Source organism: Gemmiger sp. An50 (assembly GCF_002161595.1).
Taxonomy (GTDB): Bacteria; Bacillota; Clostridia; order Oscillospirales; family Ruminococcaceae; genus Allofournierella.
Genome location: NZ_NFID01000018.1, coordinates 1 through 13,147, shown reverse-complemented (window position 1 = coordinate 13,147; position 13,147 = coordinate 1). Strand labels below are relative to the sequence as shown.

15 protein-coding genes and 6 tRNA genes are annotated in these 13,147 nt (G+C 55.6%); 17 read left to right on the top strand and 4 right to left on the bottom strand.

Going from position 1 to position 13,147, the window contains the following annotated elements; genetic code table 11:
- Positions 1–105: 105 nt before the first annotated feature.
- Entirely contained in the window at positions 106–765 is a 660-nt protein-coding gene (locus tag B5G03_RS14075; RefSeq protein ID WP_162613421.1) for a pentapeptide repeat-containing protein, read from the top strand.
- Positions 766–789: 24 nt separating this feature from the next.
- On the top strand, positions 790–2,160 hold the full coding sequence (locus B5G03_RS14070) for an MATE family efflux transporter (RefSeq protein ID WP_087182315.1): 1,371 nt from the start codon (positions 790–792) through the stop codon (positions 2,158–2,160).
- Positions 2,161–2,224: 64 nt separating this feature from the next.
- On the opposite strand, the gene B5G03_RS14065 is transcribed toward B5G03_RS14070, so the two are convergent.
- Positions 2,225–3,031, bottom strand: a complete 807-nt coding sequence (locus B5G03_RS14065; RefSeq protein ID WP_087182314.1) for an IclR family transcriptional regulator — start codon at positions 3,029–3,031, stop codon at positions 2,225–2,227.
- A gap of 300 nt (positions 3,032–3,331) precedes the next feature.
- On the opposite strand from B5G03_RS14065, the gene B5G03_RS14060 reads away from it, so the two are divergent.
- The 11 genes from B5G03_RS14060 (at position 3,332) to B5G03_RS14010 (ending at position 8,774) form a co-directional block, all read left to right on the top strand.
- The gene (locus tag B5G03_RS14060; protein WP_087182313.1) at positions 3,332–4,306 is read left to right on the top strand and encodes a 2-keto-3-deoxygluconate permease; all 975 of its coding nucleotides are present in this window, start codon (positions 3,332–3,334) and stop codon (positions 4,304–4,306) included.
- Between the two features lie 72 nt (positions 4,307–4,378).
- Complete coding sequence (locus B5G03_RS14055) at positions 4,379–4,663, top strand: UxaA family hydrolase (RefSeq protein WP_087182312.1); 285 nt, start codon at positions 4,379–4,381, stop codon at positions 4,661–4,663.
- A gap of 23 nt (positions 4,664–4,686) precedes the next feature.
- Positions 4,687–5,850 (top strand): UxaA family hydrolase, encoded by a 1,164-nt coding sequence (locus B5G03_RS14050; RefSeq protein WP_087182311.1) that lies wholly within the window; start codon positions 4,687–4,689, stop codon positions 5,848–5,850.
- A gap of 87 nt (positions 5,851–5,937) precedes the next feature.
- Positions 5,938–6,828, top strand: coding sequence for a fumarylacetoacetate hydrolase family protein (locus tag B5G03_RS14045; protein ID WP_087182310.1), 891 nt, complete (start codon positions 5,938–5,940; stop codon positions 6,826–6,828).
- Positions 6,829–6,862: 34 nt separating this feature from the next.
- Positions 6,863–7,759 carry a dihydrodipicolinate synthase family protein gene (locus B5G03_RS14040; RefSeq protein ID WP_087182309.1) on the top strand — a complete coding sequence of 299 codons (897 nt, stop codon included), beginning with the start codon at positions 6,863–6,865 and terminating at the stop codon, positions 7,757–7,759.
- A gap of 253 nt (positions 7,760–8,012) precedes the next feature.
- Positions 8,013–8,089, top strand: a tRNA-Arg gene (locus B5G03_RS14035).
- 8 nt (positions 8,090–8,097) lie between these two features.
- Positions 8,098–8,174, top strand: a tRNA-His gene (locus B5G03_RS14030).
- A 70-nt stretch (positions 8,175–8,244) separates the two neighbouring features.
- Positions 8,245–8,319, top strand: a tRNA-Gln gene (locus B5G03_RS14025).
- 204 nt (positions 8,320–8,523) lie between these two features.
- Positions 8,524–8,599, top strand: a tRNA-Gly gene (locus B5G03_RS14020).
- A 5-nt stretch (positions 8,600–8,604) separates the two neighbouring features.
- Positions 8,605–8,679, top strand: a tRNA-Cys gene (locus B5G03_RS14015).
- Positions 8,680–8,682: 3 nt separating this feature from the next.
- Positions 8,683–8,774: transfer RNA gene (locus tag B5G03_RS14010), tRNA-Ser, on the top strand.
- 86 nt (positions 8,775–8,860) lie between these two features.
- On the opposite strand, the gene B5G03_RS14005 is transcribed toward B5G03_RS14010, so the two are convergent.
- From B5G03_RS14005 to B5G03_RS13995, 3 genes are all read right to left on the bottom strand, one after another.
- Positions 8,861–9,937, bottom strand: a complete 1,077-nt coding sequence (locus B5G03_RS14005) for a tyrosine-type recombinase/integrase (RefSeq protein WP_087182308.1) — start codon at positions 9,935–9,937, stop codon at positions 8,861–8,863.
- Between the two features lie 139 nt (positions 9,938–10,076).
- Positions 10,077–10,994: a hypothetical protein gene (locus tag B5G03_RS14000; protein WP_087182307.1), complete on the bottom strand. Its 918-nt coding sequence runs from the start codon at positions 10,992–10,994 to the stop codon at positions 10,077–10,079.
- A 21-nt stretch (positions 10,995–11,015) separates the two neighbouring features.
- Positions 11,016–11,648: a LexA family protein gene (locus B5G03_RS13995; RefSeq protein WP_087182306.1), complete on the bottom strand. Its 633-nt coding sequence runs from the start codon at positions 11,646–11,648 to the stop codon at positions 11,016–11,018.
- A gap of 146 nt (positions 11,649–11,794) precedes the next feature.
- On the opposite strand from B5G03_RS13995, the gene B5G03_RS13990 reads away from it, so the two are divergent.
- Genes B5G03_RS13990 through B5G03_RS17140 form a run of 4 tightly spaced genes read left to right on the top strand, consistent with a single transcriptional unit; the run spans position 11,795 to position 13,028 of the window.
- Positions 11,795–12,004 carry a hypothetical protein gene (locus tag B5G03_RS13990; RefSeq protein ID WP_242962471.1) on the top strand — a complete coding sequence of 70 codons (210 nt, stop codon included), beginning with the start codon at positions 11,795–11,797 and terminating at the stop codon, positions 12,002–12,004.
- A 30-nt stretch (positions 12,005–12,034) separates the two neighbouring features.
- A complete protein-coding gene (locus B5G03_RS13985) occupies positions 12,035–12,595 on the top strand; it encodes a BRO-N domain-containing protein (RefSeq protein ID WP_087182305.1) in 561 nt (186 codons plus the stop codon).
- 36 nt (positions 12,596–12,631) lie between these two features.
- Positions 12,632–12,820, top strand: a complete 189-nt coding sequence (locus B5G03_RS17455) for a hypothetical protein (protein ID WP_087182304.1) — start codon at positions 12,632–12,634, stop codon at positions 12,818–12,820.
- Positions 12,774–13,028 carry a DUF739 family protein gene (locus B5G03_RS17140; RefSeq protein ID WP_140401711.1) on the top strand — a complete coding sequence of 85 codons (255 nt, stop codon included), beginning with the start codon at positions 12,774–12,776 and terminating at the stop codon, positions 13,026–13,028. The genes B5G03_RS17455 and B5G03_RS17140 overlap by 47 nt, the downstream gene beginning before the upstream one ends.
- The last annotated feature ends 119 nt before the right edge of the window (positions 13,029–13,147 follow it).

Here is a 13,147-nt window from a genome sequence, read left to right as displayed (position 1 = left end):
GGGATTGTACCGCCCGCTTGAATGGATTATGATAGAAGAAATGTGTACAAAACAAGGCGGCAAAGGCGAAGGACCCTTACCGCCAGCAACAGGAGGGAATGGACCGTGGAACGGAACAAGCTGCTGGAGCCTGCGCTGCCTGCCCGGCTGGAGCTGGCGGAGCGGCCGGAGGAGCTGGTAGATATGGCGCTGGCCCGGGGCGATGCGCTCACCGGCTGGCAGATCGTGGGGGCGGACCTGACCGGGATGGATTTGACCGAGCTGGAGGTGCAGGGCTGCCTGTTCCAGGGTTGCCGGTTCACCGGGGCCAACTGGCACGGAGCCCGGTTTGCGGATGTGGTGTTCCGAAACTGTGAATGCTCGGCGCTGCAGGCGGAGGATGCAGACTTCTGCCGCTGCCGGATGGAAAACATCAAGGCTATGGGGGCAGGCTTTGCGGGCAGCCGCCTGGCGCATGTGCGGCTGGAGAACAGCAATCTCCGGCAGGCAAACCTGACGGGAGCACTGCTGCAGCAGGTGCTGATGAAGCAAACCGACCTGAGCGAGGCCTTTCTGGCTCAGTGCCGCCACAAGGGCCTGGCGTTCCGGGAATGCACCCTGATGGGAACCAGCTTTTTCGGTACCCTTCTGAATGGGCTGGATTTCACCGACAGCCGTATGGAGGGCATTGTGGTCAGCGATACCGGCAAGGAGCTGCGGGGTGCGATTGTGAACGTGAATCAGGCGGCGGACCTGGCCCGGGTGCTGGGGCTCGTCATTCGCTGAACGGGAAAAGGAGGAGGAAGTACAATGGCAAAGCAGGTGGATCTGCTGCGGGGCAGCATCCTGAAAAGCCTCACCGCGCTGGCACTGCCCATCATGGGCTCCCAGCTGGTGCAGATGGCGTACAATCTGGTGGATATGATCTGGGTCGGCCGGGTAGGCGCGGGAGCAGTGGCCGCCGTGGGTGCGGCCGGTATGTTTATGTGGCTCTCCAACGGGCTGGCGATTCTGGGCAAGACCGGCGGGCAGGTGCTGGTGGCCCAGCGCCTGGGCGCGGGGGACAAGCAGGCGGCGGCCCGGTATGCGGGCGCTGCCATTCAGTTGGCAACGGTGATCTCGCTGCTGTACACCCTGCTCATGGTGGCAGGGGCGGGGCCGCTGATCGGTTTCTTCAAGCTGAACAGCCCCCAGGTGGCGGCTCAGGCCCGGGTATACCTGATCATCGTGGGCCTTGGCATGTTCTTTTCTTTCCTGAATCAGGTGCTGATTGCGGTGGTCAACGCCACCGGCAACAGCCATACCCCCTTCCTGGCCATGTGCTGCGGTCTGGGACTGAATTTTGTGCTGGACCCGGTGCTCATCTTCGGCGTGGGCCCTGTGCCCCGCATGGAGGTGGCGGGCGCTGCCTTGGCCACTGTGCTGGCTCAGGTGGTGGTGTTTGTGCTGCTGGTTGCCTATGCCCGGCAGGACAGCTGCCTCTTTGACCAGGTGCGGCTGACCCAGCGTACCACTCCGGCGGAGCTGGCCGCTCTGGTGCGCATCAGCGGTCCGGCGGCGGTGATGAACGTGGTGTTCCCGCTGATCTCCATGTACATTGCCCGCATGGTGGCTGCCTTTGGCGACAACGCGGTGGCGGTACAGAAGGTGGGCAGCCAGATCGAGTCCATCAGCTGGATGACGGCGGACGGCTTTGCCGCCGCGGTGAACAGCTTTATCGGCCAGAACTACGGCGCGGGAAATCTGAAGCGGGCCAAGAAGGGCTTCGCCGCCGCCTTTGCTATGATGAGTCTGTGGGGCGTGTTCTGCAGCTGTCTGCTTATCTTTGCGGCGGGGCCGATCTTCGGCTTCTTCATCCCGGAGCAGGAGGTGCTGCCTCTGGGCGTGGACTATCTAGTGATTCTGGGCTTTTCCGAGCTGTTCATGTGCTGGGAGATCCTGGTGGAGGGGGCCTACGCAGGCCTTGGCCATACCGCCCCGCCCAGCATCCTGAGCATGGTGCTCACCATGGCCCGCATTCCGCTGGCCATGGTCCTGACCAGTACGGCTTTGGGCCTGAACGGCATCTGGTGGAGCATTTCCATCTCCACCATCTGCAAGGGCGTGATCCTGGTGATCATGTTTGCCGTGTTCTGGCGCGGGCTGCAGCGGCGGATGGAAAACCGCCCGGCGGCAAAATAAATCAAAGATTAATCAAAAAAGGCTCCGGCCGCATTGCTGTTCAATGCGGCCGGAGCCTTTTTGGTTAGATCAATTCCAGAAAACCGCTCAGTTCAGGAGCGAAATCAGGCCGCTTGAGCAGGGACTCAATGTTCTGCTTGGCGATGAACAGCTTTTCCAGGGCCAGTGCCTGGCGTTCCTCATCAAAGCGGAACAGCGGGGCGCTCACGCTGAGCGCCGCCATCACCTGACCGTTTGCCAGAAGCGGAACCGCCACGCAGCGAATGTTTTCATCGCTTTCGCCGCATTCGCTGGCGTAGCCTGCCTGGCGCATCTGGTGCACCTGTTCGATGAGGGCCTCCGGGGTGGTAACGGTGTTGGCTGTGACGGCGGGCATCAGGCTTGCATCCGGATACAGCGCGCGGATCTGATCGTCCGGCCAGCACATCAGCAGCGCCTTTCCAAGGGCGGTGCAGTAAAGGGGGAGCCGCTTGCCCACCGAGCTGATCAGCCGGATCGCATTGGGCGATTCCACCTTTGCCACATACAGCACCTTGCCGCGGTCTGCTACGCCCATCTGGCAGATCTCGCCGCAGCCCTCGGTTACCTGGCGCATCTCGTTGCGGATGTGCTCCAGCAGGGTGTGTTTGTTGGCGAACACAACACCCACCGTAAAGGCGCCCAGGCCGATGCAGTAGCGCCCGGTGACCGGGTTCAGCTCCAGAAAACGGCGCGCATGCAGGGTGTGAATGATGGGGAACAGGCTGCTTTTCGGTGCGTTCAGACGGCTGGAAATCTCGGTGAGCGTAAAGCCGTCGGAACCCTCGGAAGAGACCAGTTCCAGAATATCCAGCACACGGGAAGTGCTGCGGTGTTCATCGGGTTTGACCATTTTGTTCACATTCTTTCTGGGTAGAGTGATTCGGAAAATATAAGTAGTTTTATCATAACAAATAATATCCAAAATGTAAAACGCAGGAAAAAGTCAAAAGCATACTCCACAAGGAAATTGATTTATCCTTGTGCAAACCTCATGAAAAAGAATCAAATCCGGAAAAAATATTGACAAATGAAAAACAGAGGGGTATCCTAAAACCAGTGATTCGGGAATACGTATTAAGTTCGTAAATACGAATTAGAAAAGGAAGCCGGCAGGGATGACCGGCTGAAAATAAAGGGAGGTTTGGCAATCATGATTATGAAGTTTATCAACAAGATACCTGCGGGTATGATGGTGATCCCATTGCTGCTGGGTTCCATCATCAACACATTCTTTCCGCAGATCACGGGCATTGGTTCCTACACCACGGCGATCTTCACCAATGCCGGTGCGGCGGCAGTCATGGGCGCGCAGCTGTTCTGTCTGGGCACGACCCTGCAGCTGCGTGATATGCCCAAGGTGCTGAAGCGGGGCGGCATCCTGCTGGTCTCCAAGTTCATTATCGGCGCGGCAATCGGTATTGCCGTGGGCAAGATCTTCGGCATGAACGGTGTGTTCGGCATGACCAGCCTGGCAATCATCAGTGCGGTGACCAACTCCAACGGTTCCGTGTATCTGGCCCTGATGAGCACCTACGGCGACGAGTCCGACCAGGCTTCCATGGCTCTGCTCAGCCTGAACGACGGTCCTCTGTTCACCCTGATCGCGCTGGGTGCTTCCGGCCTGGCGCAGTTCGATCCCATCACCCTGCTGGCTGCTGTAGGCCCCATTCTGGTGGGCATGATCCTGGGCAACCTGGATAGGGGCCTGGCCGATTTCCTGGCTCCTGCCGGTTCCATCCTGATCCCCTTCGTCGGCTTTACTCTGGGTTCCGGCATCGACGTGACCAACCTGGTCAAGGGCGGCCCGCAGGGCATCGTTCTGGGTCTGATCACCGTGTTCGTCGGCGGTTCCTTCATCGTCTTCTGTGACCGTGTCATCGGCCGCCGTCCCGGTTATGCGGGCTGGGCCGTGGCTACCACGGCGGGCAACGCAGTGGCGGTTCCGGCAGCGGTGGCGCTGGCAGACCCCTCCTACGCTCCCTTCGTGAGCGAGGCTACTGTTCAGGTGGCTGCTTCCACCGTTCTCACCGCCATTCTGGTACCCTTCATCACCGGCTGGTGGGCAAAGAAATACGGCTGCCCCAAGATCCCTCTGGAGGGCAAGGCACAAGAGGCAAAGGCCTGATTGATTTTGAGTGAAACGGCTCACAGGGGATACATGTGGCCGGTATAACCAAGAAAAAGGAGAGTACAACCTATGCTGAACGCTATGATTATTGACGCGAAGGACGATGTGGTGGTCGCCATCGAGCCCATCAAGGCCGGCGACGAGGTAAACTACATGCTGGACGGACAGGTCCAGACCCTGAAAGCAGTGACGGATGTGACCATCTACCACAAGCTGGCCCGCCACGACATCAAGAAGGGCGACATGGTCTCCAAATACGGCCAGCACATCGGCATGGCTGCCTGCGACATTAAGATGGGTGAGCATGTACATACTCACAACATCGAGAGCAAGCGCGAAGACCTGCACGACTGAGAACGAACAAGGAGGATACGACTATGACTTTCTATGGTTACAAACGTCCGGACGGCCGCGTGGGTGTCCGCAATCACATTCTGATCCTGCCCGCAAGTGTATGTGCATCCGATACCACCCGGATCGTGGCGTCCCAGGTAACGGGCGCGGTCACCTTTAACAACCAGAACGGCTGCAGCCAGGTGGGCAGCGATCAGCAGCTTACCATGGACGTGATGGCCGGCTACGCCGCCAACCCCAACGTTTACGGCACTGTGGTCATTTCTTTGGGCTGCGAGAACTGTCAGATGGATCTGGTGGTCAAAGCGATCCAGGAGCGCACCAACAAGCCCCTCAAGCAGGTCATCATCCAGGAGGCCGGCGGTACGCTGAAGGCCATCGAGCAGGCGGTCCGCTATGCAAAGGAGATGGCTGCGGAGGCTTCCATCCTGCAGCGTGAGGAGTTCCCCATCAGCGAGCTGATCATCGGCACCGAGTGCGGCGGCTCCGATCCCACCAGCGGTCTGGCTGCCAATCCCCTGATCGGCCAGCTGAGCGACCTGCTGGTCCAGCACAATTCCACCAGCGTACTCAGCGAGACCACCGAGTTTATCGGCGGCGAGCATCTGCTGGCAGCCCGTGCGGCCAACAAGGAGGTACACGACCGCATCTACGAGATCGTGCACCGCTACGAAAAGGCGCTGCAGCTGGTGGGCGAGGAAGTGCGTGAGGGCAATCCCAGCCCCGGCAACAAGGCAGGCGGTCTGACCACCCTGGAGGAGAAGAGCCTGGGCTGCATCCACAAGGGCGGCCACACTCCGGTGAATGCCGTGTACGATTACGCCAAGCAGCTGAACAAGGAAGAGGGCCTGGTCATCATGGACACTCCGGGCAACGATCCTTCCAGCGTGGCGGCCATGGTGGCTGGCGGCTGCCAGATTGTGGTGTTCTCCACCGGCCGCGGCACTCCCACCGGCAACCCCATCGCTCCGGTTATCAAGATCACCGGCAACCGCATCACCTACGCCAACATGGTGGACAACATTGATGTGGACGCAAGCCCCGTGATCTACGGACCCAAGACTCTGGAGCAGCTGGGCGACGAGCTGCTGGATCTGGTGGTGAAGGTGGCCAACGGCCAGCAGACCAAGGCGGAAAGCCTGGGCTATACCGAGATGGCGATTGCACGTGTCTGCAACTACGTATAATTCTTGAACCGGCTGCAAAGGCCCGCTCGAAAACGGGCGGGTCTTTGCGTGGTCTCTTACTTTATATAATAAAGGGAGCGAATGCCAATGCGCTTGATTCGATTTGAAGAGGGAAGTTCTTCCCGGCTGGCGGTCCTGGACCCGACGGGAACAAGAGCCATGCCTGTTTCCGCACTGGGCGAGGGGCTTGAAGCCGCCGATTGGCTGGAGTTTATCCGCCGGGCCGCGCCGGAACAGATGAAGCCGCTGGAAGCGTTTGCAAAAAGCGGCCGTGGCCCTTCAGAGGGGCTTTTGCTGGAGCAGCTTCAGCTTCTGGCGCCGGTGGAGCGTCCCATCCATGATATCTTGTGTGTTGGCGTCAACTACCGGGCACATTATCAGGAATGCGCCGCCGCGATCCACATGGAGGAGCCGGAGGCTGCCGTGTATTTTTCCAAGCGGTGCAGCCGGATGACCGGTCCGGAGGAAAGCGTGGAAAGTCATGCCGGTCTGGACCGGGCGCTGGATTACGAGGTGGAGCTGGCGGTCATTCTGGGCAAAGGCGGGCGTGACATTGCACCCCAGGATGTGGAGAAGCACATCTTCGGCTACAGCGTGTTCAACGACATTTCCGCCCGCACCCTGCAGCACAGTCACGTGCAATGGTATCGGGGTAAAAGCCTGGATGGCTTTTGCGCCATGGGCCCCTGGATCGTCACCCGGGACGAGCTGACCATGCCCCTGCATCTGAATGTGGAGAGCCGCCTCAACGGAGAGGTGCGCCAGCATTCCAATACCCGGGCGTTTATTCGGGATATCCCAAAGCTGATCAGCGAGCTGTCGCGCGGCATGACGCTGGAAGCGGGGGATATCATCATCAGCGGAACACCCGCCGGCGTGGGAATGGGCTTTGACCCGCCACGCTATATGAAGCCCGGCGATGTGATAGAATGCGAAGTGGAAGGCATTGGAGTTCTCCGCAACCGCATTCGAGAATAACTGCAAATCAATGAACAAAAGGAGCAAGCAGATTATGAGCAAAATCAGTTGGATGACTCCCGTGGTCACCGTTTTTCATGAGGATGGCACCCTGGACGTGGAAGGCAATAAAGCGGTTTATGAGCACCTGATCAAGGGCGGTGTGGACGGCATCGTGGTGATGGGTTCCACCGGCGAGTTCTTCAGCATGCCCATGGAGCAGAAAAAAGAGCTGATCCGTGTTGCGGCCGAGACCATCAAGGGCCGCACCCGCCTGCTGATCGGCACCAGCTGCATGGATTACCGCGAGACCATTGAGCTGGGCAATTACGCCATCGATCAGGGCGCCGAGGCCGTGATGATCATTCCTCCCTACTATTTCGCCCTGAGCGACGCCAGTGTGGAAGAGTATTTTGACCGTGTGGCCGACGGCATCCACGGCAACATCCTGATCTACAATTTCCCGGACCGTACCGGCTATGACATCAAGCCTCAGGTCACCCTGAACCTGGCCCGCCGCCACAAGAACATTGTGGGCTTCAAGGACACCGTGGTACCCATGGAGCATACCCGCGAACTGATCAAGACCATGCGTCCCGAGTTCCCGGAGTTCGAGATTCTGTCCGGCTACGACGATAACTTTGTACATAATGTGATCAGCGGCGGCAACGGCAGCATCGGCGGCCTGTCCAACCTGATCCCTGAGGTCACCAGCGCACTGGCCAAGGCCGTGCGGGAAAACGACATGGAGAACATCCAGAAGTACCAGCGCGAGATCGACCAGTGGATGGATATCTACAGCATCGGCACCCCCTTCATCCCGGTGGTAAAGCGTGCGCTGCAGCTGCGCGGTCTGCCCATCAGCGATACCAGTACCGTGCCCTTCCTGCCGGTCACCAAGGAGCAGGAGGACCGTATCAAGGCCTTAATGACCAAGATGGGCATGCTGTGAGCTTGATTCCTTTTGACTTTCCCTTGACCATTTCTAATATCCTTCTTTCTCTCTCTTTTGCATAATGCATGCAAGCTGCAAGCAGGGGTGCTGGCTTTACGCCGGCATCCCTGTTTCAGCGCATGAAAATGGTCAAAACAGAGGGAAAAAGAAAAAATCAAAAAAATTGAAAAAAACTCGAAAAAACCTATTGACAATACTAGGGGGGGATGGTATTATATTTGAGCAGCGTCTCCCAGGGAAGAACGACTAAGCGCCCGTAGCTCAGGTGGATAGAGCAACTGCCTTCTAAGCAGTGGGCCGGGGGTTCGAGTCCCTCCGGGCGCACCAAACATGTGGTGGCTATGGCGCAGTTGGCTAGCGCGCCAGATTGTGGCTCTGGAGGCCGTGGGTTCGAATCCCACTAGCCACCCCACTAAAAAAGCGAATTCGAAAGAGTTCGCTTTTTTCTATATCATCCCGCCGTTTTCGCACGGCGTTTCTGCTGGGTTGTCGCCAAGCGGTAAGGCACGGGACTTTGACTCCCGCATGCGTGGGTTCGAATCCCGCCAACCCAACCAAAACCGGCAAGCGTCATCAGGTGCTTGCCGGTTTTTTTCTTTTTCCGCCCTTCATTTGATTCCTCAGGCCGGTTTGGGAAGAAAAGAGGGAAGCTGTGGGGGAAGGAAATCGCTCTAAAAAAGAAAAATAAAAAAATGAAAAAAGTGGCAGTTTAGGGGTTGCATTTTTCATAAGGCTATGGTATTATATCTGAGCAGTAATTTGCGGCTTTAGCTCATCTGGTAGAGCGCCACCTTGCCAAGGTGGAGGTAGCGAGTTCGAGCCTCGTAAGCCGCTCCAAATTTGGTGCTGTGGCCAAGTGGTAAGGCAAAGGTCTGCAAAACCTTCATTCACCAGTTCAAATCTGGTCAGCACCTCCACATGGAAAGATGGCTGAGCTGGTCTAAGGCGCACGACTGGAAATCGTGTGTGGGCCATAAACCCACCGAGGGTTCGAATCCCTCTCTTTCCGCCAGAAAAAGCCCGGTAGAATGCGGTTCTACCGGGCTTTTTTGTATTCAGGTACACACAAAGGTACACACTTCATATTTGCATACGGCTTTATGTGGCGCTGAGGATCTTCGAGAAGATGGCATCCAGGTTGCGGCTGATCTCTTCTCCTTCGCCCTGCACTTCGTGGCCATACACACCATAGGTGTCCATGCTCTGGCTGTGGCCGACGAGCTTTTTCATCTGGGCTTCCGGCAGGGCGTCGCTGATGCTCACAAACGTGTGCCGGATTTCATAGGGCGCGATATCCGGCAGCCCATTGACCTTACAATATCGCTTCCAGCGGCTGTGGTAGTGCTGGAGGTTAGAGACGCAGAATACAGACCCCTTCGGTCCAGTGATGCGATATTGATCTTCCAGCACCTGGCGGGCCAGGGAAGAGAGGTAAACCACCCGGCGGGCATTATCGTTCTTCCCGGTGGTGGTTTCGCCGTAGCAGTTGATGGCCCGGCGCAGCTCCAGCCGGTCGCCGTGCCAGTCGGCCCATTCCAGCCCGTTGATCTCCCCAGGCCGTAGCCCGGTGAGCACCTCCAGCCGGTATGCGTTGATGTAATCTTCCACGGCCTTATTTTTGCGCAGGATGGTGGTGTCTACGTTAAAGAGTATCAGGACATCCTTCGGCTGCAAAATGCGTTTCTGACCCCTCTGAGCAGCTTTGGAGATTTCAAGGTCCTCGCCGGTCAGAGTGGTGTAACGGTTCCGGCGAGCCCATTTCAAAAACGCACATAGATCCGCCCGCAGGTTCTGCAGACTTTTGCGGGAATATCCACCGGCAAGGGCTCTGTCCAGTACCTGCTGCAGAAGTCCATCAGTCAGCCGGCCGATGGACTTCTGGCCGATCAACGGCTGAATCTTGTTCCGCCAGCGGCCATCCATTGGGCGGCAGTTGCTGAGACTGGTGGTGGCCCGCTTGGACGCCAAAAACTGAGGGTAGAGCACGTCCACCTTGGTGGATGTGCTGATTACCGAGTGCTCCAGCCACTCATCAGCTTTTCGATTGGCCTCTCGCTGGCCGGTACGGCCGGGCTTCGCGCTGGTGAAGGTTTTGCGCACGCCGTCCTTCTGCACATTGATCTGCCAGCGATGGCGGCCCTCGACCCAGACGGCCGTATTGGTGCGAATTGACATAAAAATACCTCCCTGTAGGTGCACTTTGACAAGCCTACTCGGGAGGTGGTATAATCTCGTTGTCCGGACGGATTATTCACCCTTGTGAGTAAGCCTGTTCATCATCCCCCACCGGTTGCCGCCGGTGGGGGATTTTTTGTTATTTCGTCATTGTTCCGGTTAGTAAATCAAACCCATGCTCCAAAGCCGCTTGTTGTATACGCTGGAAATTCCGAGAGTTTGAATTCCTCATTCTTCTGTAGGCACCATATCCTTTCGGACATATTTCCGGCATATACTCCCAAAGCCAATCATATGCAGTACGATCAATTCTGTCCTTTTCTGCGTCCGCAATCTGTTTTTCGTATAGTTCCTTTTCTTCAGCGGAGCGATCATCCACAAAAGGGCGATTGGAATACTTAATAAGCGAAGCGCCTCTCAATTCTTTTCCAGACGGCATAGATAGAGATTGACAATCAAAAAGGAAAGGGAAAGCCATGAGCCCGCAATGATCTGGGTTTTGCTTTAAAAAATCTGGGTAGCGTGGAAATCTTGGATCTTTTCCGTAATAAGAATAAACGCGGCATCTGAATTTTGCGCATTCGCTACAGCAGCAACCAAGGTAACCGATAGATACCAAATCGTTTTTTTGATTTTTGGGCGGGATTGCTCTTTTCTCGCATTCATCTATTAAATCCAGAGATACTCCCTTTTCGTTAAACATTGTGTCTAATTTGGCTTTTTCTTCTCTGGCTTCATCAAATCTTCTTGCGAGCTTCAAGTAATCCACTAAGCGGTAGTAATCTTTCGCGCTATAAACCGTGTGGGAGTATTGTTTCAATTCGTTTGATTTTCGCAAACACTCGATTGCCAGGTCGAAGTTTCCCTCGCTTTTATACTGGGTTGCTTTTCTTTGCAAAACATATTCAATCTGGTCAGTCGAAAAAAATATCGATTTTGCAACAGCTGTTTTCGGAATCGCTCGAATACCTTCTACAGTGGTTAAGTCGAATTTCTCGGTGGGGGAAGTGCGAAGGGAAGAAGCGAGAGCCGACTTGACGATTGACAGAAGTTTCATTACGGTACACCTCGACTATTGTTATTTAACCATAGAGACAAAAAATACCGCCTTACCTAATATCTGCATATCATTGATCGATTCGCCCGCATAGATCATCGGGGAGTATTTAGGGTTGGCCGGTTGCAAAACAATCTGCCCGGGGTACTTATATACCCGCTTCAAGGTGGCCTCGTCGCCAATCAGCACGGCAGCAATCTCGCCGTTTTCCACGTCAGGTTGTTTGCGGATATATACAATATCCCCGTCCAGGATGCGGGCCTCCACCATGCTGTCACCCTTGCAGCGCAAAGCAAAATCGGCATGGACGAAGTCAGGCAGGGAGACTTCGCCGTCCAGATTTTCCTCGGCCAGAATTGGAACACCACAGGCAATCGTGCCGAGCAGGGGAACGGTCTTGGATGCAGGGGGCACCGGGATGATGTTGGAGGGGAGATGGATGGTGTTATCTTGATCGGCGCCAATCAGATAAGCAGTTGTGGTATTTAGAGCTTTCGCGAAGGCCACAACCTTTGACTGGGGAATGTCAGCTTTACCGTTTTCTATTTTGCTTATAGATGATTTATCTTTGTAACCCATTCGCTGAGCCAGTTCTTCTACTGTTAGCCCTAGTTCAATGCGTCTTTCTCGTATTCTTTTGTATATCTCTGACATGAAAACACCTTCTTTGATTAGATAGTATCACACCGTTGAATCATATTCAATATTTTTTTATAAAAACATAAAAAATAGTTGACTTTGATTCAACCGAGTGGTATTATCTGGTTGTGGAATTAAATTCCACGAAAGGAGGTGGTATTTTGACCGATACTGTGGCTCTCAGACTTTTGATTCAGAAGTCTGGGTTGAAGTACAAGTACATTGCACAGGTGCTTGGTATCACACCATACGCCTTACAGCGCAAGATCGACAATTACAATGAGTTTAAAGTGAGTGAGGTTGATTCGCTGTGCGATTTGCTTGGAATTAGCTTGGTCCAGAAGGACCAGATTTTTTTCTCGAAAAGTTGAATTAAATTCAACTACCGAAAGGAGAACCACATGAACAACTTACAGATTTTCGTGTACAGCGGCGAGCAGCTGCGAACCGTCCAGCGAGATGACGGCCTGTGGTGGGTGCTGAGGGATGTCTGCCGGGTGCTGAATATCGGGAATATAACCGACACCAAAAAGCGGCTCGACCCGGATGAGGTCGATTTGACCGACCTCATCGATTCGATGGGGCGTGTCCAGTCAACCACCATCATCAACGAACCCGGCCTGTACTCCGTCATCCTTCGGTCGGACAAGCCGGAGGCCAAAGCCTTCAAACGCTGGGTGACCCACGATGTACTGCCCAGCATCCGTAAGACCGGGGCCTATGGCGTGCCGCCGGAACGATTGGCCAAGCTGGACGAATATCAGGCAAAGCTGGATCGGAACCGCAAGCTGCTGGCGGATATTGAACGCTACACCGCTCAGGCCGGCAGGCAAGCACACGAAGCCCGGAAATGCTATGACGAGTGGCGCAAGACGCGGGAAGGGATTCGCGACAATGTGCGCTTCTGGGAAGAGTGCATTGCCCAGGAGATCAGGCAGCTGAGCGAAGGGGCAGTGGAATAAAAAAGCCCGCACAAGGCGGGCGGAAAGGAGTAAACCATGAGCACTGCTGAAAAGGTCGTCGAGTATCTGGAGCAGGCTGATCGTTACGTACGCACTCCGTTGTGGCAGCGTGACCCCGCTGAATTCAAGGTTCTCATGGCTTTGAAGGCAGAAATCCACAAAGAATGGAGGGAACATAATGCCTGTACAAAGAAGGCTGTTCCTGCAGCTGCGGCATCGGATTGAAGATGCCGGATATCAGGATCAGGAGTTCGCCGCAGAAATGGGCTGGCCGGGTTCGGTTCTGTCGGCCAGGCTGAATGGGCGTACGCCCTGGAGCATGGCCGACGCCTTCCGGGCCTGCAGCCTGCTGCAGATCCCACTCGAAGAAATGTCCAACTATTTTGCCGATGCCGTTGAGGCAGAGGCACGAAAGGAGAGAGCAAGATGCTGAAAATCATAACCCCACGTTGAACGTGGGGTTTGCAGAACGGCCCTATAAGGGCCATTATTCCAGCAGCACCTAAAGGTGCGTAATGAGCAACGCCAACCGCACTTGGCGTTGCTTTTTAC

Bases quoted from the DNA above. Each gene is read 5' to 3' on its own strand.
- B5G03_RS14070 (WP_087182315.1), top strand. From the start codon at position 790: ATGGCAAAGCAGGTGGATCTGCTGCGGGGCAGCATCCTGAAAAGCCTC.
- B5G03_RS14065 (WP_087182314.1), bottom strand. From the start codon at position 3,031: ATGGTCAAACCCGATGAACACCGCAGCACTTCCCGTGTGCTGGATATT.
- B5G03_RS14060 (WP_087182313.1), top strand. From the start codon at position 3,332: ATGATTATGAAGTTTATCAACAAGATACCTGCGGGTATGATGGTGATC.
- B5G03_RS14055 (WP_087182312.1), top strand. From the start codon at position 4,379: ATGCTGAACGCTATGATTATTGACGCGAAGGACGATGTGGTGGTCGCC.
- B5G03_RS14050 (WP_087182311.1), top strand. From the start codon at position 4,687: ATGACTTTCTATGGTTACAAACGTCCGGACGGCCGCGTGGGTGTCCGC.
- B5G03_RS14045 (WP_087182310.1), top strand. From the start codon at position 5,938: ATGCGCTTGATTCGATTTGAAGAGGGAAGTTCTTCCCGGCTGGCGGTC.
- B5G03_RS14040 (WP_087182309.1), top strand. From the start codon at position 6,863: ATGAGCAAAATCAGTTGGATGACTCCCGTGGTCACCGTTTTTCATGAG.
- B5G03_RS14005 (WP_087182308.1), bottom strand. From the start codon at position 9,937: ATGTCAATTCGCACCAATACGGCCGTCTGGGTCGAGGGCCGCCATCGC.
- B5G03_RS14000 (WP_087182307.1), bottom strand. From the start codon at position 10,994: ATGAAACTTCTGTCAATCGTCAAGTCGGCTCTCGCTTCTTCCCTTCGC.
- B5G03_RS13995 (WP_087182306.1), bottom strand. From the start codon at position 11,648: ATGTCAGAGATATACAAAAGAATACGAGAAAGACGCATTGAACTAGGG.
- B5G03_RS13985 (WP_087182305.1), top strand. From the start codon at position 12,035: ATGAACAACTTACAGATTTTCGTGTACAGCGGCGAGCAGCTGCGAACC.
- B5G03_RS17455 (WP_087182304.1), top strand. From the start codon at position 12,632: ATGAGCACTGCTGAAAAGGTCGTCGAGTATCTGGAGCAGGCTGATCGT.
- B5G03_RS17140 (WP_140401711.1), top strand. From the start codon at position 12,774: ATGCCTGTACAAAGAAGGCTGTTCCTGCAGCTGCGGCATCGGATTGAA.